The sequence below is a fragment of the Anabaena sp. UHCC 0204 genome, from assembly GCF_009711975.1.
Classification (GTDB): Bacteria; Cyanobacteriota; Cyanobacteriia; order Cyanobacteriales; family Nostocaceae; genus Dolichospermum.
Map to the genome: position 1 here is coordinate 1 of NZ_VIKW01000048.1, position 19,014 is coordinate 19,014.

General features: G+C 37.1%; 17 protein-coding genes and 1 pseudogene. 11 read left to right on the plus strand and 7 right to left on the minus strand.

Annotation, left to right across the window (positions count from 1 at the left end; translation table 11 throughout):
- From FJR04_RS22825 to purS, 3 genes and pseudogenes are all read right to left on the minus strand, one after another.
- Window positions 1-1,771 (minus strand): annotated as a pseudogene (locus FJR04_RS22825) (hypothetical protein); the annotation flags it as partial.
- Window positions 1,772-2,319: 548 nt separating this feature from the next.
- A complete protein-coding gene (purQ, locus tag FJR04_RS22830) occupies window positions 2,320-2,991 on the minus strand; it encodes a phosphoribosylformylglycinamidine synthase subunit PurQ (RefSeq protein ID WP_168499135.1) in 672 nt (223 codons plus the stop codon).
- A 155-nt stretch (window positions 2,992-3,146) separates the two neighbouring features.
- Window positions 3,147-3,425, minus strand: a complete 279-nt coding sequence (gene purS, locus FJR04_RS22835; protein WP_168499165.1) for a phosphoribosylformylglycinamidine synthase subunit PurS — start codon at window positions 3,423-3,425, stop codon at window positions 3,147-3,149.
- 148 nt (window positions 3,426-3,573) lie between these two features.
- Here purS and FJR04_RS22840 point away from each other — a divergent pair, with 148 nt between their 5' ends.
- Window positions 3,574-3,966 carry a Fur family transcriptional regulator gene (locus FJR04_RS22840; protein WP_168499137.1) on the plus strand — a complete coding sequence of 131 codons (393 nt, stop codon included), beginning with the start codon at window positions 3,574-3,576 and terminating at the stop codon, window positions 3,964-3,966.
- Between the two features lie 156 nt (window positions 3,967-4,122).
- On the opposite strand, the gene FJR04_RS22845 is transcribed toward FJR04_RS22840, so the two are convergent.
- Both FJR04_RS22845 and FJR04_RS22850 read right to left on the minus strand, forming a co-directional pair.
- On the minus strand, window positions 4,123-5,103 hold the full coding sequence (locus FJR04_RS22845; protein WP_168499139.1) for an SPFH domain-containing protein: 981 nt from the start codon (window positions 5,101-5,103) through the stop codon (window positions 4,123-4,125).
- A gap of 36 nt (window positions 5,104-5,139) precedes the next feature.
- Complete coding sequence (locus FJR04_RS22850; protein ID WP_168499141.1) at window positions 5,140-5,574, minus strand: NfeD family protein; 435 nt, start codon at window positions 5,572-5,574, stop codon at window positions 5,140-5,142.
- A 451-nt stretch (window positions 5,575-6,025) separates the two neighbouring features.
- Between FJR04_RS22850 and FJR04_RS22855 the strand changes: the two genes are divergently transcribed.
- Entirely contained in the window at window positions 6,026-7,975 is a 1,950-nt protein-coding gene (locus FJR04_RS22855) for a protein phosphatase 2C domain-containing protein (protein WP_168499143.1), read from the plus strand.
- A gap of 138 nt (window positions 7,976-8,113) precedes the next feature.
- Window positions 8,114-8,335 (plus strand): ferredoxin-thioredoxin reductase variable chain, encoded by a 222-nt coding sequence (locus FJR04_RS22860; RefSeq protein WP_168499144.1) that lies wholly within the window; start codon window positions 8,114-8,116, stop codon window positions 8,333-8,335.
- 8 nt (window positions 8,336-8,343) lie between these two features.
- Here FJR04_RS22860 and FJR04_RS22865 read toward each other — a convergent pair whose 3' ends face one another.
- Window positions 8,344-8,565, minus strand: a complete 222-nt coding sequence (locus FJR04_RS22865) for a hypothetical protein (RefSeq protein WP_168499146.1) — start codon at window positions 8,563-8,565, stop codon at window positions 8,344-8,346.
- Window positions 8,566-8,659: 94 nt separating this feature from the next.
- On the opposite strand from FJR04_RS22865, the gene FJR04_RS22870 reads away from it, so the two are divergent.
- Together FJR04_RS22870 and FJR04_RS22875 are read left to right on the plus strand one after the other, a co-directional pair.
- Window positions 8,660-8,944 (plus strand): BrnT family toxin, encoded by a 285-nt coding sequence (locus FJR04_RS22870; RefSeq protein ID WP_168499148.1) that lies wholly within the window; start codon window positions 8,660-8,662, stop codon window positions 8,942-8,944.
- Window positions 8,919-9,170, plus strand: a complete 252-nt coding sequence (locus tag FJR04_RS22875; protein ID WP_168499150.1) for a BrnA antitoxin family protein — start codon at window positions 8,919-8,921, stop codon at window positions 9,168-9,170. The genes FJR04_RS22870 and FJR04_RS22875 overlap by 26 nt, the downstream gene beginning before the upstream one ends.
- A gap of 17 nt (window positions 9,171-9,187) precedes the next feature.
- Here the strand turns inward: FJR04_RS22875 and FJR04_RS22880 are convergent, their stop codons facing one another.
- Window positions 9,188-9,979, minus strand: coding sequence for a YdcF family protein (locus FJR04_RS22880; protein WP_168499152.1), 792 nt, complete (start codon window positions 9,977-9,979; stop codon window positions 9,188-9,190).
- A gap of 630 nt (window positions 9,980-10,609) precedes the next feature.
- Here FJR04_RS22880 and FJR04_RS22885 point away from each other — a divergent pair.
- The 6 genes from FJR04_RS22885 to FJR04_RS22910 form a co-directional block, all read left to right on the plus strand.
- Window positions 10,610-11,068: a chemotaxis protein CheW gene (locus FJR04_RS22885; RefSeq protein ID WP_254445354.1), complete on the plus strand. Its 459-nt coding sequence runs from the start codon at window positions 10,610-10,612 to the stop codon at window positions 11,066-11,068.
- 23 nt (window positions 11,069-11,091) lie between these two features.
- Window positions 11,092-12,351 carry a protein-glutamate O-methyltransferase CheR gene (locus FJR04_RS22890; RefSeq protein WP_168499156.1) on the plus strand — a complete coding sequence of 420 codons (1,260 nt, stop codon included), beginning with the start codon at window positions 11,092-11,094 and terminating at the stop codon, window positions 12,349-12,351.
- 65 nt (window positions 12,352-12,416) lie between these two features.
- The gene (locus tag FJR04_RS22895) at window positions 12,417-14,204 is read left to right on the plus strand and encodes a methyl-accepting chemotaxis protein (RefSeq protein WP_168499158.1); all 1,788 of its coding nucleotides are present in this window, start codon (window positions 12,417-12,419) and stop codon (window positions 14,202-14,204) included.
- Window positions 14,205-14,206: 2 nt separating this feature from the next.
- Window positions 14,207-14,935 (plus strand): chemotaxis protein CheW, encoded by a 729-nt coding sequence (locus FJR04_RS22900; RefSeq protein WP_168499160.1) that lies wholly within the window; start codon window positions 14,207-14,209, stop codon window positions 14,933-14,935.
- A complete protein-coding gene (locus tag FJR04_RS22905; RefSeq protein ID WP_168499162.1) occupies window positions 14,932-17,421 on the plus strand; it encodes a hybrid sensor histidine kinase/response regulator in 2,490 nt (829 codons plus the stop codon). The genes FJR04_RS22900 and FJR04_RS22905 overlap by 4 nt, the downstream gene beginning before the upstream one ends.
- 541 nt (window positions 17,422-17,962) lie before the next feature.
- On the plus strand, window positions 17,963-19,014 hold a 1,052-nt coding region (locus tag FJR04_RS22910), incomplete at its 3' end, for a hypothetical protein (RefSeq protein ID WP_168499163.1).

Below are 19,014 nucleotides of genomic sequence, written 5' to 3' on the forward strand. Positions count from 1 at the left end.
AAAATTCACTACATCTTTTATCTTCCATTGCTAAAAATATGACTGGTAAAACTCCAATACCTTGGGGAATATCATATTCCATATCAAATGTTTCTTTATCTTCTGTTTCTAAAAAATGAATTTCACTAATACTTATGTTTGCGGGAAGAGTGATAAGTAAGTTTTTCTGTGTGGTTGCGTTTCCTAAGTTGATATATTTCAAACAGTCTTTAAAGTTTCTTCGCAACGCATCTTGAAATATTGTTTCTCTTTCGTTAATAGTATCAATGTCATTTTCTAAAATACTGTTTTTGACGGAAATATGTACAGGATAGTGTCTACTAGGAAATGGAGTTTCACGTTTAATCAAATTTATTAAAACTGTTTTGAGGGTTTTGATTTTTTCTCTCACGTTTAATTTACTAAAACCCCCTATCCAACTTCTAAATAGTTTCCTTTTCGCTTCATCATCACTACCTCTTAATATTGGTAGTACATCTTTTTCAAATTTTTCAATAGGATTGTATTCTAACTCACTTTGGGGATGATAATTTTCTGCTTGAGGATTTTGACGAGATGCAAATATGAAATAATATAAAAATGCAATTTTCAAGATTTTATTCACAAAGGTGAAGTTTTTGGAATCATTTGCAATTTGGGCTTGATGTTCTTTACTATCAGGATCTAAAAGATTGAGATGATAATCAAAAACTGTTTTACCTCCATAAGCTTGTACTTTTCCATCAAATTTCAATTTTAACCCAAAGGTAAATTCTATTTTTTCTCGATTTGGATCTTCGGTTTCTCCTAAATAACCTTCGATGTTGGGAATAATTGGTAACATATCATAAGCATCACTGCGGGAAAATATAGTTTGATAATTAATTGATATTCCCCCATAGTTAACTTGATAATCTCCATCTGCTTTATTACTATCGTTAATATAATTTTCTAATAATTTCAATCTTCTGATTAAGTCTTCTAAATATATTCTACCTTGAACATTTTCGTCAATGTTATCTAGGAGAAATTCCAAATATTTAATCTTGGCTAATTTTTTGATTTTCCCTAATGTTTCTTGGTTAACTAGATTTTGTAAGATATAAATATCAGAGTTAGTATTTTTGGCTAAATTATCAATAATATCCTCTAAATCCTCTCTATCTTGAGAAGTCACATCAGCAAATTTTATATTAAAACAGTTATGAATTCCGGTTAATAAGGTTGTTTGGAAATCACGGGGTTTATCTACAGAAATTTTGACTTTATGTGCTTTTAGTAGTTGTTTCTGTTGACTATTTTCGATTTTATTAACTGTTAATCTTTGCTTTTGTAGGTTTTTCGCATTTTGAAAGGGATAGGTAAAATCTAAAATAGGTGTTTTAGTTTTTTCATCTTTTAGAATTTCTCCTTTAAATGTCTGCAAATCTGGCATGAATTTTTTAATAAATGCAACTTTATCTATTGATTGATTTTCTGGATTTTTCTGAATAGCTGTTGCTAAATCTTGCTGAAGACAAGTAGTAATTTCTTTGATTTGTTGAATAAATGAATCTTGAGAACCAGAACTAAAATTCAGGGTAGCAGCACGCACCGATCTTTCGTTTCCTAAAGGATTATATGGATTTAATTTAATAACTTCATTGACTATTTCATTAATATTAATTAGTATCCTTTGATTGTCTTTAGAAATGTTAAATATTTGCTTTTGTTTGAGAATTAATAAGATTTTGGTTAATAAATCAGTATAATCCACATTGGCTAAGTCTGGATTTATTGTTATTTTATTCATTTGCACCCTTAATAATGGTTTTAAAATTTACAAGTAATTAATTATAAAGCTTTGCGTCTTGACAAGTCAAGATAAAATCAGAATAAAAATACCCGACTCCGCTCAGAAGCCGGGAATGTATTAACATAAGTTGCGAGTTAGAGAAATTGTCAGAATCAGGTGGTTATCGAGTTTCGACTACGCTCAACTACCGCGAAGTCGAGATAATGTCCAGGATTTAAGGATGTACAGGATGAGAACAGAAATTGTCAGAATCAGGATGTCCAGGATTTAAGGATGTACAGGATGAAAACAGAAATTGTCAGAATCAGGTGGTTATCGAGCGAAGTCGAGATAATGTCCAGGATTTAAGGATGTACAGGATGACAACTGGATTTTTATTACCAATTACCAATTAAGTAGGTAGATGCTAATCAACCCAACTATGTAACGAACTGTAAATTACCCAAAACTCTTGGGATTGCTGCGTTCCACTCCGTTCCACTCGCAATGACATAGTTATAAGTTTTCCCACCTACCTACTTACCTAGATATAGCAACTTGGGTTACTATACCAAAGCCGCTACCTTCCCCAACAAACCCTGAAACAAGCGCAAACCATCGCTATTACCTAACGCTTTATCTGCTGCTCTTTCTGGATGTGGCATCATGCCCAAAACATTGCCTTGACGATTACAAATCCCCGCAATGTTGTTGAGTGAACCGTTGGGATTTTCTTGATAACGAAATAGAACTTGTCCGTTAGCTTCGATTTCTGCTAAAGTGGATTCGTCACTGTAGAATCGCCCCTCTCCGTGAGCAATGGGTAAAGTGATAACTTCCCCTTCAGCATAACCTTGAGTCCAAGGTAAATTATTGCGCTCAACTTTCAAGGGAGAGCGATCGCATATAAAGTGCAAATCTTGATTTCTAGCCAATGCCCCAGGTAATAAACCAGCCTCAGTTAATACCTGAAACCCGTTGCAAATACCGAGGACAAATTTACCATTTTGTGCATGGTCAATCACTTGCTGCATCACAGGAGAGAAGCGAGCGATCGCCCCACAACGCAAATAATCCCCGTAACTAAAGCCACCAGGGACAATTACCACATCAATATCACTAATATCAGTATCTTGATGCCAAATCATCCGTGTTGGTTGTCCTAGCAAGTCTCTAGTTACATAAGCAACATCGCGATCGCAATTAGACCCTGGAAAAACTAAAATACCGAATTTCATTGTTTGTCAATTGTCCGTTGTCAGTCGTCAGTCGTCCGTTGTCAGTTGTCAGTTGTCAGTCGTCCGTTGTCAGTTGTTGGGGAACAGGAGAGGTAAAAGGCAATCACCAATCACCAATCACCAATCACCAATCACCCATCACCAATCACCTAATGTTAAAATGATCCAGTTTGTGATTCTACCTCAATCAAATCAAAGCGATAATTTTCGATTACCGGATTGGCTAACATTTGGTCACATATTTGATTCAAGTCTCTGAGTGCTTTGGGTTCATCAGGTGCGACAATGATTAACTCAATGTACTTACCAATTCTCACCTGTTCCACATTCTCGTATCCCATTTGTTGGAGGCCAGATTTTACAGCCACACCAGCAGGGTCCAAGACTGAAGGACGAAGCGTTACGAAAATTTTAGCTAAATATTTCCTTTGCATTAGGCTGTTGCTGAAAGCTGCGATCGCTATCCTATAACTTTTATGCTCCAACTGAGTGAAAATATAATTAGGATTTACGCAATCTGGGGGTAATTTATGAATTATCCTGACAACATTAGTACCACATATACAAACTTTACCAATATTTATGAAATCCATACGTACCCGCAGTCAAGAGCGGATTTTAGAACTCTTAAACCATATTAAACAAGGCATTTCCGCCCAGGATATGTATATAGAACTACGTAACGGCAATCAAAGTATGGGTTTAGCAACAGTTTACCGTTCTTTAGAAGCCCTCAAACTAGAAGGTTTAGTGCAGGTGCGAACTTTGGCAAATGGTGAAGCCTTATATACCCTAGTCAAGCAAGATAAACATCACCTAACGTGCTTACAATGCGGTATTTCTATACCTATTCATCAATGTCCTGTTCATGATCTAGAAATCCAATTACAAACCACCCATCAATTTAAAGTTTTTTATCACACCCTAGAGTTTTTCGGCTTGTGCAACCAATGTCAAGCTAAGGCTTCAGGGTAAACGCAGGATTCTTAGGGGCGAAGCATTCGGGCGATAAATTATCGGTTTTTTCCCAAGTTTATTTTCCGAATGCTTCGCCCTTACACCGAATGCTAATGCTTCCAGTCCCGTCAGGGATACGCCCGTACAACAGTCAGAAAGAAAGGAGAAAATTCTCTAACTTCTGGGAAATAGAGGTTGGGAATCGCCCTCACCATCGGAGACAATAGAACGAATACCTTCTAAAGTGGCAGGAATAGTACGAGGGTCCATAAACATGACCTTACTACTATCACTTTTACCAATAGTTGCTCCCATATCCAGATAACTCAAAGCTAACAACACATCAACTGCTTTTTGAGCATCAGGATTAGTCTTCATTTTTTGAGCAAGAATTTCTGCTGATTCCGCGATCGCTTGCGCCTTTAAAACCTGTTGTTGCCGTTCTGCTTGCGCCTTTAAGACAATCGCTTTTTGTTCAGCTTCTGCCTGCATAATTACCGTTTTTTGTCGGGCTTCAGAGTCCAAAATTTGAGCTTCAGCCTTACCTCTAGCACTATTAACGGCCGATTCGCGATCGCCTTCCGATGTTAAAATTAATGCCCGTTTCCGCCTCTCCGCAGTCATTTGCATCTCCATAGATTCTTGCACTGCCTTAGAAGGAACGATATCTCTCAATTCTACCCTTGTAACTTTCACACCCCAAGGATCAGTAGAAATATCTAATTCTCTCAACAATATTTCATTAATTTGAGTGCGGGCAGTAAAAGTTTGATCTAACTCCAATTGTCCCATTTCTGAGCGAATTTGTGTCAATACCAAATTCACCATTGCCGCATGGAGATTTTCTACTTTATAGTAAGCTTTCTCTAAATCAACAATGCGCCAATAAACTACCGCATCAACACTGATAGAAACATTATCACGAGTAATACATTGCTGTGGTGGAATATCTAAAACCTTTTCTCTGATAGTTTGTTTGTAAACAATGTTATCTAAAAAAGGATTAATAAATTTTAAGCCAGGACCTAATTTTCCTTTATAACGACCCAAGCTCTGTACTAAAGCTTCATCACCCTGATTAATCACTTTTACTGATTTGAATATAGCAGTACCACCACCAAACGCAAAACCTAGTAATAACAAAAATTGATACATTTTGATAACTCTCCTCAATAGTGAGTAAATTCACAACTACGAATGCAATACGTTTTCCGGCATGACAATCAACGTTGTTCCTTCTCTTCCAACCACATAAACTCTTTGATTCGGTGGTACACTGATGTTATCATCATCACATCTTGCCCGCCAAGAATTACCCTCGTATAGTACCCGTCCTGTTTGTCCTAATGGAATTTCTGTTAAAGTTTCTCCTATCACTGCATCAATAATTTTCGACTTGCGTCGTTGTGGTTGTAAAAGTCTGCGGGAAAAAACAACTAGCACAATCGCAAGTGACAGCCAAATTAGAACTTGCAACCATAAATTCCCTAAACCCAAGTAAGATAGTAGCGCCACAACAAAGGCACTAATTCCCAGCATGAATTCTACGAAAGCTGTTGGTAACAAAAGTTCCATTAAACACAGAACCGATCCCGCTAATAGCCAAATTAAAGTAGAACTTGGCATAATGCCATCCTAGACAATAGATTTACTTAGATACACTCAGATACCGGATATTTACAGAAAAAATAATCCCCATGACATACAATCTTGACAGCTTTATTCACGAACTTTGTAAAGAATGTTCTATGGAACGTCTCTACTCTACGATATTTAGTTGGGGTAATTTTACATTAAATTGGTACTAACCCTATTTACGTAAATATTGTCTTATAGTTTTCCCATCTTGAATGGTTAAATTTTATTATTCTTTCTTTATTTCTCCTGACTTCTATAAGGGCGGGGAAACCCCGCCCCTACCCCGGATTTCTATAAGGGCGGGGAAACTCCGCCCCTACCTTCTGACTTCTATAAGGGCGGGGAAACTCCGCCCCTACCTTCTGACTTCTATAAGGGCGGGGAAACCCCGCCCCTACCCCGGATTTCTTACCCAAAACTTTTTTAACAAACCCTAATTATGCTTTCTACCCAACGGATCATTAATTGTCCAAATTTAGAATGTGATCAGCCAATTAATGCTGTGGGAGATACTATTTGTGATTATTGTCAAACTCCCCTAATTTACCGCTATCTGTGGGCAACTGGTACTCAAGCAGCAGAAATTCCTCCAGGGACAAAGGTAGCAGATAGATATGAGGTAATCAAGCCGCAAATTTGGCTAGATACCCAACCGGCACTATTACCAGATATACCCGCAGAATTACCAAGTCTAGTAATTCCCTATTTGCGTTTATATTCAGAACACTTGCATATTCCTCAAGCTTATGGATTTACTAATTCTTTAGCAGAAGCAGAAGCTGATATTTTATTGCTGGAAAATGCCCCTATAGATGAAACAGGCAGCATTTACCCAACTATTACCGACTCTTGGGAACAAGCATCTCCAGTCAGACAGGTTTACTGGTTATGGCAAATTCTCCAATTGTGGACACCTTTGTTAATATTGGGAGTTGCCGAAAGTTTACTTTTGCCAGATAATTTATGTGTGCAAGGTTGGTGTATTCGGTTATTAGAATTGCATCAAACTCCAGAACAACCGACTTTAAAAGATTTAGGTAATTCTTGGCAACCTTGGGTAAAAGTTGCAAAAACCACCATTGCCCCAAAATTACAAAGCATAGTTGAGTTAATGTGTCAACCAGAAGTTGATTTAGAAATCATTAATACTCAACTCAATGAATTATTACTGACAACAGCCGCAGATTTACCTTTATTTTTAACTATAGCCGGGGCGACCGATACAGGACCTATTACTAAACACAATGAGGATGCTTGTTATCCTAACGATGCGAGAGATATAGATGATAAAGTTCAACCGCGTTTATCAATTATTTGTGATGGTATTGGTGGACATGAAGGTGGTGAAGTTGCTAGTCAATTAGCTTTACAGTCTCTTAAGTTACAGATGCGGGCTTTACTTGCTCAGATTGCAGAACAAACAGAACTGTTAACGCCTGATTTATTATATCAACAACTAGAGTCTTGTTTGCGAGTAGTTAATAATGTAGTATGGTCGCGCAATGATGAGCAAAACCGTCAGGGTAAAGAACGCATGGCCACAACTTTGGTGATGTCATTGCAGATACCCCAAAGAGTGGTTAGATATTCTGGAGAACATTCAGAAAATTCTCATGAACTTTATTTAGCGCATATTGGTGATAGTCGTGCTTATTGGATAACTCGTAACTATTGTCAACTACTGACTGTAGATGATGATATGGTGAAAAGGGAAGTTTCTGCAACTAAGAGTTTATATCGTCCTGCACTACAAAAACTAGGGGCAAATGCTCTTACCCAAGCACTAGGCACAAAAGAAGCTGAATTTCTCAACTTTTCTATTCAAAGGTTTATTATAGAAGAAGATGGAATTTTGTTGTTATGTTCCGATGGTTTAAGCGATCGCAATTTAGTCGAACAATCTTGGCAAGATTACGCAATTCCGGTACTAACTGGTGATTTATCAGTGGAAGATGCTACCCAGGAGTTGATTAAGCTGGCCAATGAGAAGAACGGACAAGATAATACATCTGTAGTGCTGACTCTATGCCGTGTTAGTGAACCCTCTTCAATGGCAATTGTCCCTGCACCTCCAGCCGAAATTATCCCTCCCCAACCTTTAGCTGTTCCCGATGCCGAAGCCTTAATTATCGCTACACCGTGGGAAGAAGATTTAGCGGAAAGTTCCCAAGCCCTCCTGGATTTAAGTCTCACGGAAGCACCCACTCCCGCACCTATAAAACCAACCAAAGGTAAGAGTTTAGGACTATTTGCAGGATTATTAGTTTTGTTGCTGGGAAGTACCACTCTCGGTTTATTGGCTTGGTGGCAATTATATCCCCAATCTTTCCAACAAGTCTGTCGGCAACTTCCCCAAAAGATGCGAGAATTCTGTCCAGGAAAGGAATAATCGCTCGATGTGTTGTAAAATTGGGTTTGGCATTAAATCATGCTGGATTTTGCACTAGCCATCTATAGTTTAAAAGCAAATTCAGTCACAAATAGCCAGATGGTTGTGGAAGAACAAAAGTTAGATACATAAGATATTATGAAAGTAGGCGATCGCGTGCGTGTTAAAGAATCAGTAGTAGTTTATCATCATCCTGAACATCGCGGTCAGGCTTTTGACATCAAAGGTACAGAAGGGGAAATAGCCGCTATTGTCACTCAGTGGCATGATAGACCTGTAAGTGCTAACTTTCCTTTTTTAGTTCAGTTTAATAAAAAATTTAAAGCGCATTTACGCGATTTTGAACTAGAGACAATCTAAATCACCAATTAGCGGCGACAAAACCATGCCATAATATTAAGTTCGCCGCGCATTTTCGCTAAATCTCGACGGTTTTGGGCTGCGGTTGTATGATACCATTCACAATGCTGTTTAAATTCTGAACGGGTATTAACTTCCTGGTAAAATTCCTGGGCTGTTTGATGAACACCAAAAACTTCCTCCGCTTCAGGTTGGGGTGATGGGACTATATATGGTAATTCTTTACTCATAAGGTCATTGGTGATTGGTAAGTAGGTCAAACCCAAAAGTAAACTTAAATTTTATGCTATCTTAATTGTATATACAAAATGTATTGTAAATTTCATGGAATTTGAATGGGACGAAAATAAAAACAGGCAAAATCAGCAAAAACACGGTATCAGCTTTGAAGAAGCTAAAGAGATATTTTATGGAATTGTTTTTACCTCGATTGATGAACGATTCTATAATGAAGAAATTCGAGAAATTAGCATTGGTACAATACAAGGAGTTGTGGTTGTCACTGTTGTTCATACTGATAGAAACAGCAAAGTTCGTCTAATTTCTGCCAGAAAAGCTACACCTAAAGAAAGGAGACAATATTATGAGTATATCACCCAAGCGACTTAAAGAAATTCAAAATATCCCCGACGCTGCTATTGATACATCAGATATTCCTGAATTAGATGAGCAATTTTGGGAAACAGCAAAAATGGTTAAACCTATTACTAAAAAAGCTATTTCTATTCGTTTAGATAGTGATGTCTTAGAATGGTTTCAACAACAAGGAAAAGGTTATCAATCAATGATGAATAATGTTCTTCGTTCCTACATTAATCATCAACAAAAATTGTGATATACAAGATTTTTCTGTTACAACCAACCGCGCAAGGCATAAACAAAATAACCAAGATATTCTTTTAACGCACTGGTAAACTGGTTCAAGTTATTAGTATCAGGTAATAAATTTAGTATAGCGGCTTTCGGACTGCTGACAAGTTCTTGAAGATCAGCTTGACTGACGATAAAATCAGTGGGTGTGGGAATGACATCAATACCTTGACGTTGGAAAATTTTAAGCGATCGCGGTGTGTGCATTGCAGAAGTAATTAATAATACTTTTTTAATCTGACGTTCTTCGAGAATTTTCCGGACATTAACAGCATTTTCATAAGTATTTAGAGAATCAGGTTCTTGGATAAGTGCCTCAGCAGGAACACCAATAGATGTGAGAATAGTTGCCATATCTGCTGACTCTGGAGAACCACTACCACGCCAATCAATCCGGCCACCACTAAGGATAATTATAGGGGCTTTTTTTTGAAAATACAGTTGAGCGGCATAAATTACGCGATCGCCTGGTTCACTTAAATCCACAGTTGGACGTGGCCAAATTGCTGATTTAGTTGCACCCCCTAAGACTACAATAGCCTCTGCATTAGGGATTTGGGCAGTTGGGATATTTTGCCATTCTAGGCTGCGTACCATGTATTTTGCCACCCAAGCATTACTAGAAAGCAGTAAAACAGCTAAAGATATAGAAATAGCTATAGTCGCAATTCGGGGACGTTTCCGCAAAGTCACCAAAGCCACTATTAAACTAACACTTGCCAATCCTAAAGGGTAAAAAAATAGAGGTAGGATTTTAGATAAATACAAAAACATAATTATTCTATTCAAACATAGGACTAATATTTGATTTCTGTTGGCATTGAGCGCCCCTGTGCCTACCCCGGTATTTGGGGCAACCACAGGGGGTTTGCCCGGATTTCTGAAATAACAGCTGCGTGCTGCTACCCCGGTATTTGGGGCAACCACAGGGGGTTTGCCCCTACAAAATTGATTGGTTTAGGGATTTTTAAAATGTTCAATTTATTTTGCACTACTACTTATCAGTAGGGGTATCCTATCCTTTAGGGATTAATGTACAAACATCAGCTACGTTATTAAAAGACCCAGTAGTTCTATTAGGTTCTTTAGGTTATAACAAATCTTTTGAATTTGATCAGGAAAATTTTCTACATTATTACAACGTTTTTCTAATTGATTTTGATATTAATTCATCCATTGATAGCAATAAGTTATTGTAATGCCCAGCATATTTGTGTTGGTATAATGACACAAAGTTATGAATATGTAAATTTTCAGCATCCAGGGTAATGTGCTAAAATTCACCATCTTCCAAGATTGATACCTCAGCGAGAGTAAAAATAACCTACAATGTTCACTAGAAATATTACAGTTTATTTTAGAAGTATCAATATTTGCTGCGGGGGGTAAGATGGATTAATGTTAATGCTACTGTTCCAAATTAATAATGAACGCTATGCTATAGCTAGTCAGCAGGTTGTAGAAGTTATACCCCTTGTGAGTCTGACAACCCTTCCCCATACACCTGAGTATTTTGCTGGTGTTTTTAATTACCGAGGGCGGATTATTCCCGTAATTGATCTGAGTCAGTTAATGAGTGGTAAAAGGTGCTGTGAACACTTAAGTACGCGCATTATTTTAGTTAATCATTGGGGAAGAGATACCACACATGAAAATTTACCCCAAATTATGGGTTTGATGGCCGAAAGAGTCATAGAAACTTTACAAAAATCCGATGTGGATTTAGTGGATGTAGATATTCAGATAGATAAGCCTCCTTACTTGGGTAAAATGATTGTAGATGAGCATGGTATGATTCAGTGTCTGCACGTAGAATATTTGTTATCCGAAGTGCAACAAGCCTATCTTTTAGAAAGTGTCTGAAAAGAGGTTGTTAATGATAAGAAATGATATATCCTGATGGTGAAGCTTTACTAAGAAAAAAAATTGGGTTAGATCCAAATTCAATTGGTTCTGATGCTATATCTCGCGCATTTGAACAGCGGATGATCGAGTGTGGAATCAGAAATATCAATAGTTATTTAGAAAAAATCCAGGAATCTCCCCAAGAATGGGATGCACTAATTGATAGTTTAATTATTCCAGAAACGTGGTTTTTTCGGGAACGTGAATCTTTTAAATATTTACAGCAATATGTAATATCTGAATGGTTAACAAATCACAAAAATACTGTGTTGCGGGTTTTGAGTGTACCCTGTTCCACTGGTGAAGAACCTTATTCAATAGCGATCGCTCTTTTAGAAGCAGGCTTAAAGCCAACAGATTTTCACATAGATGCAATTGATATTAGCAAAAAATCTCTACTAACTGCCCAAACAGCTATTTATTATCCCTATTCATTTCGTGGGAATCCTCTTTCTTTTCAAGAACGATATTTCCAACATCAGGAAATAGGATACCATCTGAGTGAAAAAGTTAAAAATCAAGTGCATTTTCTACATGGTAATCTAGCAAAAACAGATTTTTTAATGGGAACACCAGCGTATGATATTGTTTTTTGTCGTAATCTCTTAATATACTTTGATATTGTCACTAAAGAACAGACAGTTAAGCTTTTTGAAAGGTTGTTAAATCCCGAAGGTTTGTTATTTGTGGGACACGCAGAAGCTGGTTTATTAGTTAATTCGAGATTTGCATCTATCCGCCATGCTTTGGCATTTGCTTATCGTAAATCAACTGTTACTAAATCACCAATTAATTTTCATGATCGGCAAAATAATAAAAAAAATTCTTCACCCAATGGACAAAAAAGAATAATAAATAGAAATTACCAGCCAAAAACAAAACTGCAAACCCAACTTATTGCTATTCATAATAATCATCTATCTGAAAACACTAAAAATGATTTATTAACAACTTCTAGAAAGTTAGCAGATCAAGGTCATTTAACAGAAGCCATTGAACTATGTAACAACTATATTAAACAAAATAGGGTTAGTGTAGAAGGTTATGTGCTACTTGGACAACTACAGCAAGCAATGGGAAAAAACGAAGACTCCTTACAATCCTTCCAAAAAGCAATTTATCTCCAACCCACTCATAAAGAAGCCTTAACTCACTTAGCTTTACTCAAGGAAAATCAAGGAGATATTATTAATGCTAATTTGCTTTGGCAGCGAATTCAGAGACTTAATAATAATTTATAATTGGTGTTCTGTATTTTCAAATATGTATCAATTATTATTAAAGGAATCATCAATATTTTCATACTATGTTTAAAAATACAAGCCTAAAAATACGATTAATGTCCGCATTTTCATCAATAGCAATTCTAGTTTTATTTGTTGGTGCGGTGGGGTGGATTGGAATTTATAAATTATCGAACCACATCAACACCCTTACGAATGATAATATACCTAGTCTGGATGGTATAGGAAAAATACATGAAGCTCAGAGCCGAATTGATGGCTTAGAAAGAACACTATTGAACCCATATATAACTGGAGAAAAAAGACAAGCTACATTAGCAGAAATTAATAAAACTTGGAATCGAATTGATGAAGGATTGAAACAATATGAATCTACTCCCAAACATAATAATGAAGAAGAATTGTATATAAAATTTCGTAACGAATGGGATAATTGGCAAAAGTCTCATCAGCTATTCATGCAGTGGGAAGCAGAATATAATCGTCTAGGTTTCAAGAATCCTTGGGAAACTGCACTGGAATTGATGAATCAGGGAAAAGCTAATTCTCCAGAAATGGCATCTGTAAAAAAAGCAATAGAAGCACATAAAAGGTTAAATCAATACAGCTTGAAAGAAGGAGATATCGCTTTTAGGAAAGGTGACGAAGAAATTTTTGCTCTTTTAAGCTTCAATCAAGAATATGCAACACTTATTCGTCAGGAATCGGAAAAAGATGTTATTGCAGCGATATTTTTTATGGCAACTGGTATTTTGTCTTGTTTAATTATAGCTATTCTTTTAGGAATGATAATTTCTCGTCAAATTGCCAATCAGGTTATTCGGCTTGTGACATTGGCAGAGGAGATTTCCGCAGGTAATTTAAGTACAAAAATTACAGTTGATCCTAGTAATAAAAATGAAATAATCAAGCTAATGTTCTCTTTTCAATACATGACAAATAACTTAAGTAACCTAATTAGACAAATTCAACAATCAGGCATCCAAGTTACCTCATCAGCCACCCAAATAGCAGCATCAGGAAAACAACTAGAAACAAGTATAACCGAACAATTAGCATCAACAAATCAAGTCACAGTAGCAGCAAAAGAAATATCAGCAACATCAAGAGAATTAGTGAAAACAGTAGAAGAAGTAGCATCCCTATCCCAAGGAACAACAGTAGCAGCAAGTGATAGTCAAAAAGACTTATTGCAGATGGAAACGACGATGAGACAATTAGTAGCAGCAACTAATTCGATTGCGGGAAGATTGGGAGTAATTAGTGAAAAAGCCAATAATATTAATAATATAGTAGTGACAATTACCAAAGTAGCAGATCAAACTAATCTACTATCATTAAATGCAGCCATAGAAGCAGAAAAAGCGGGAGAATATGGTTTAGGTTTTGCGGTAGTAGCCAGAGAAATTAGAAGATTAGCAGATCAAACAGCAGTAGCAACCATAGATATTGAACAAATGGTAAAACAAATGCAATCATCCGTTTCTACAGGAGTAATGGAAATGGATAAATTTGCAGCAGAAGTGGGAAGAAGTGTAGAAGATGTGGGGAATATCAGTACACAATTAGGAGCAATTATTGATCAAGTTCAAGAGTTGACACCAAGATATGAAGCAGTGAGTCAAGGAATGGAAGCACAGTCTCAGGGAGCATCACAAATTAGCGATGCTATGTCCCAATTAAGTAGTAATTCTGTGCAAACTGCGGCTTCTTTGCGAGAAATTAATCAGGCTATTTCTCAACTTAATCAAGTTGCTCAAGGGTTACGTCAAGAAATGAGTCGTTTTCAAGTTAATGATGTAACAGAGCCATATATGGAGAAGAGTAATAGATTTTTGGGAGATAATTAATTATGAATTCCATCACTGAACTATCAAAAATAGAAAGATGTTGGAATACAATTGGGATTGTAGGCGATCGCACTTGCTCGGAATTATCCCATTTTATTCACTGTCGCAATTGTCCCGTTTACTCTTCGGCTGGACGCAACTTATTAGAACGTTCTCTCCCAGAAAACTATCAATCTGAATGGACTCAGTTCTTTGCCGAGACAACAGTAAAAGCAGATAATGAGTTGGAACTTGTTCCCGTCAAGTCGGATATTTTAACTTCCACGAAAGCGTTAACAGTGGCTATTTTTCGGTTGCAAAGAGAATGGTTAGCGCTGCCGGCTCAAGTTTTAAAAGAAACTATATCACCTAGTTTAATTCACACTATCCCTCATCGCAGTAATGAAATTTTAAAAGGGTTAGTAAATATCCGAGGAGAACTACAATTATGTATTTCTTTAAGTCATCTATTACATTTAGAAACTGCGGAAACCACACCTGAATCATTAAGTCCTTTAGTCTATTCCCGCATGATAGTAATTGAAAAAGCCGGGAATAGTTGGGTATTTGCAGTAGATGAATTCTACGGATTACATAAATTTGATGATAGTGAATTAAGAGATGCCCCAAATAGTGGTACATCAGCCGCCCACACCTATATAAAAGGCTTCTTTCACTGGCAATCACGCAGTCTGAGTTATGTAGATGATGAATTATTATTCATGTCTTTACGGAGGAAGGTGTTGTCATGACTCAAGAGCCAGATTTCCGTAACCTTTCCTTGCTGGACTTATTCAGTATGGAAGTAAAAGCCCAGGGAGAAGTGTTAAATAATTGCCTGTTAGCACTGGAAACCAAAGCCCATCCCTCAGAAGAACTAGAAGCCTTAATGAGGGCAGCCCACTCTATTAAGGGTGCAGCAAGGATTGTGCAGTTAGATCCAGTTGTCTCCCTTGCTCATCGCATGGAGGACTGTTTTGTTGCGGCTCAATCAGGCAAACTGATTTTAACGGCTTCTCATATTGATGTATTACTGCAAGCCGTAGATATGCTCTTGCATCTGGCGGAATTTTGTGTGGGGAATACAGCACCGGAAATTGATGATGGGAATATACAAGTTTTAGTGAGTGCTATAAGTAATATCCTCTTACCGCCAATTGTGCAGGAAGCAGGGGAACAGGGGAACAGGGGAGCAGAGGAGCAGGGGAGCAGAGGAGCAGGGGAACAGGGGAGCAGAGGAGCAGGGGAGCAGGGGAGCAGAGGAGCAGGGGAGCAGGGGAGCAGAGGAGCAGGGGAACAGGGGAGCAGAGGAGCAGAGGAGCAGGGGAGTAGGGAGCAGGGAAGCAGGGAGCAGGGGAGTGGGGAAGGTGATTTTTCCCAATTACCAATTACCAATTACCAATTCCCAATCCCCAATTCCCAATCCCCAGACACCATCCAAAATCGAGTAGTGCGGGTGAGTGCAGATAACCTTAATCGCTTAATGGGATTGGCTGGAGAATCCTTAGTTGAAGCCAAGTGGTTAGAAACATTTGCTGACTCATTATTAAAACTTAAAGCTAATCAGGTGAAATTATCCAGCCTATTAGATGGACTACAGCAGTCGTTGGGGAATATAGATGGACAGGATGCAGTCGAGGCTAAACGTTATGGAGATAGACAAATAGAGGAGCAGATTAGTATATCGCGGCAAACCACCGGGGAATGTCATCAATTATTGAGCGATCGCCATAATGAATTAGAACTATTTTGCCAACGTTTCTCCAACCTTTCCGACCGTCTCTATCGTCAAGTTATTGCCACCCACATGAGTCCTTTTGTAGACAGAGGACAAAGTTTCCCCCGTCTAGTCAGAGACTTATCTAGGGACTTAGGTAAACAAGTCAAGTTGGAAATTATCGGCAAATCTACCTTAGTAGACAGAGATATTCTCGAACGGCTAGAAACTCCCTTAATCCATATCCTCCGCAACGCCATAGATCATGGCATTGAATCACCCCAAGAGCGGCTGTCCATGGGTAAACCAGAAGCAGGTACTATTCGCATTGAAGTCATCCATAGAGCCGGAATGCTATTAATTAGCGTCTCTGACGACGGTAGAGGCATCAATATGGAAGTTTTGCGTCAAGAGGTGATCAGAAAAAATCATACCAATCCTGAAATTGCTGCTCAACTCACCGAAACGGAGTTAATGGATTTCTTATTTTTGCCTGGTTTTTCCACAGCCAATACAATCACCGAGATTTCTGGTAGAGGTGTAGGATTGGATATAGTTCATAGCACAGTTAAAGAAGTTGGTGGGACGCTACGGGCTGTTTCCCAGCCAGGACAAGGAATGACTTTGTACCTCCAGTTGCCCCTCACTCTCTCGGTACTACGAACCCTATTAGTAGAAATATCTCATGAATCCTATGCCTTTGGTTTGGCACGGATTGATCGGGTGATCATGCTTCCTAGATCGGAAATTATTATCTGTGAAAATCAACCATTTTTCATGCTTAATGATCAACCTGTAGGCTTAATCTCCGCCCATCAAGTCCTAAATTTAGCAGCACCAAATATTAATCAAGAAAGTCTGCCAGTGGTGGTCATCAGTGATGGTGCAGAACGCAATTCTCGTAGCAATCACATCAACCATTATGGCTTAGTGGTAGATCGCTTTCTCGGTGAGTGCAGTTTAGTCGTCAGACCACTAGATCCCCGACTCGGTAAAGTTCCTAATATTAGCGCCGCTGCTTTAATGGATGATGGTTCTCCGGTTTTAATTGTTGATGTGGAAGATTTAGTCCGTTCTATTACTAAAATTCTCTCTAGTGGGCAACTAAGTCAGGTAAATCAATCCACCCATCAAGCTGTCACCAAAACCTATAAACGAGTTTTAGTTGTTGATGATTCTATTACTGTGCGAGAAATGGAGCGCAAATTGTTAGAAAATAATGGTTATAAAGTAGATGTGGCAGTTAATGGTATGGATGGATGGAATGCAGTTCGCAGCGGTGATTATGATTTGGTGGTGACAGATATTGATATGCCGAGAATGAATGGTTTTGAACTGACTACTCAAATTAGAGCTAATACTAAATTGAAGCAGTTACCTGTGATTATTGTTTCCTACAAAGACCGGGAAGAAGACCGCATTCAAGGTTTAGAAGCAGGAGCAAACTATTATCTAACTAAAAGTAGTTTTCACGATCGCACTTTGTTAAAGGCTGTGATTGATGTCATTGGTGAGGGGTAATTAAGGAGTTTATCATGGAAAACGCATCTAAATTTTATTGACAAAATACCGTCTTAAGCTATCAGCCAATAAATCTCTATTTATCGGTTGATTGATTTTTCCAAAGTCATACTAATGGACTAAAATATTCTCGATAAGTGGCATTAGTGATACCAAACTTGAGGAGTTAATGACTATATTTTCAATCAACAAGGGATTTTACTTGTGTAAAAGGCAAGGATTGTAAAGTTTTGTTGCAGGATTCAATACTTCTGTGTTTTCATAGTATTTTTCTTTCTATCTATTGGTAATTATTCATACAATACAGTAAAATTTCAAATGAGACTTATAAACATTTGGGCAATTTTTAACTGGCAAACAATGTTTATAATTAAGTACCTGAGCAAAATTAATTTAACATTTTTGGAACAAACAAAAATCTCTGTAGTTCTTCCCTGTTCCCTGTTCCCTGTTCCCTGTTCCCTGTTCCCTGTTTCCTCTCCCAAATATAAAATTTATTTTGCACGACTACTTATTAAGCTATTTTATAACAAACAAGATCATGTACTATTCTCACATCAATACTCCTGCTGAAATTTTAGATGCTTTTAATTCTTGTAAATATCCTGGAGAGCAATTAGATTTATTTGAAGGTTTAGCTATGCGCTCCGACCCTCCTATTTCAGCTTTTTGGGAAATACTGAAAGGAATAAAACTTGAACCTATTTTAGCATTAACTATTCAAGCATTTGGTAAAATAAGCGATATTAAAGTCAAGACTCAATTACAAAATAGTCGAGATTTACTAGATATACTGGGTCAATTTTCTAAATTTGGTTCTAGCGATTTAATTCGTTGGTCAGCTACAAAAGCCATTTCTCAAATTGGCTTTAGTTTTTTAATAGTTTCACAAGTAATGCAAGAGAAGCCAGAAGTATTGTGTCAAGAACTAGAAAAAAGAATAGTTCAGCAATTAGAACAAAAATCCAGAGAACAAAATTTTAATTTAGGAACTACTTCATTTTATTATTGGATTGCGTATTTTGGAGAAGTTCAGAATATTAATTATAATATTTCTGTTTTCTTATTTGATTCCTCAAGTACACAAATGTGTAATTTTAATTATTTTTCTAAAAATTTTATTTTTAATAATATTTCTACAATAGCTTTTAGATTTCCTACAACATTTATAGCAGAAGTTGGTGCAAAAATATCATTTAAACTGTTGAATTTATATGGATCACTTCCTGTAGAAAAATATGCTAAAGATAATTATAGTAATTATTGTAGAATTCAAAATTATAAATGTTGGATTATAGACTGTTTAATTCAAATTAACGCCAAAGATATAATACAAAAATTACCAAAACAAGAAATATCTGTCTTTATACCTAAAATAATTAATTTTTATTCTGGCTTAGATAGAACTACATCTGCACAATATTATTGTGATTATTCAAGTGGCTATTACGATAACAAAGAAATTTTTAAGAAGATTATCAACTTTGCTTTTAATTTAGGATATCTAGAATTAGAAATAGAAATAGCTAAAAAATGTGTAGTTGCTACTGTTGTATATGAAGATTCAGAAATTAGGGAAAATGAAGAAGTTTT

Coding starts and splice junctions, on each gene's coding strand:
- FJR04_RS22870 (WP_168499148.1), top strand. CDS start 8,660: ATGGAATTTGAATGGGACGAAAATAAAAACAGGCAAAATCAGCAAAAA.
- FJR04_RS22860 (WP_168499144.1), top strand. CDS start 8,114: ATGAAAGTAGGCGATCGCGTGCGTGTTAAAGAATCAGTAGTAGTTTAT.
- FJR04_RS22865 (WP_168499146.1), bottom strand. CDS start 8,565: ATGAGTAAAGAATTACCATATATAGTCCCATCACCCCAACCTGAAGCG.
- FJR04_RS22905 (WP_168499162.1), top strand. CDS start 14,932: ATGACTCAAGAGCCAGATTTCCGTAACCTTTCCTTGCTGGACTTATTC.
- purS (WP_168499165.1), bottom strand. CDS start 3,425: ATGCAAAGGAAATATTTAGCTAAAATTTTCGTAACGCTTCGTCCTTCA.
- FJR04_RS22845 (WP_168499139.1), bottom strand. CDS start 5,103: ATGTATCAATTTTTGTTATTACTAGGTTTTGCGTTTGGTGGTGGTACT.
- purQ (WP_168499135.1), bottom strand. CDS start 2,991: ATGAAATTCGGTATTTTAGTTTTTCCAGGGTCTAATTGCGATCGCGAT.
- FJR04_RS22900 (WP_168499160.1), top strand. CDS start 14,207: ATGAATTCCATCACTGAACTATCAAAAATAGAAAGATGTTGGAATACA.
- FJR04_RS22875 (WP_168499150.1), top strand. CDS start 8,919: ATGAGTATATCACCCAAGCGACTTAAAGAAATTCAAAATATCCCCGAC.
- FJR04_RS22895 (WP_168499158.1), top strand. CDS start 12,417: ATGTTTAAAAATACAAGCCTAAAAATACGATTAATGTCCGCATTTTCA.
- FJR04_RS22890 (WP_168499156.1), top strand. CDS start 11,092: ATGATATATCCTGATGGTGAAGCTTTACTAAGAAAAAAAATTGGGTTA.
- FJR04_RS22855 (WP_168499143.1), top strand. CDS start 6,026: ATGCTTTCTACCCAACGGATCATTAATTGTCCAAATTTAGAATGTGAT.
- FJR04_RS22840 (WP_168499137.1), top strand. CDS start 3,574: ATGAAATCCATACGTACCCGCAGTCAAGAGCGGATTTTAGAACTCTTA.
- FJR04_RS22885 (WP_254445354.1), top strand. CDS start 10,610: ATGCTACTGTTCCAAATTAATAATGAACGCTATGCTATAGCTAGTCAG.
- FJR04_RS22880 (WP_168499152.1), bottom strand. CDS start 9,979: ATGTTTTTGTATTTATCTAAAATCCTACCTCTATTTTTTTACCCTTTA.
- FJR04_RS22850 (WP_168499141.1), bottom strand. CDS start 5,574: ATGCCAAGTTCTACTTTAATTTGGCTATTAGCGGGATCGGTTCTGTGT.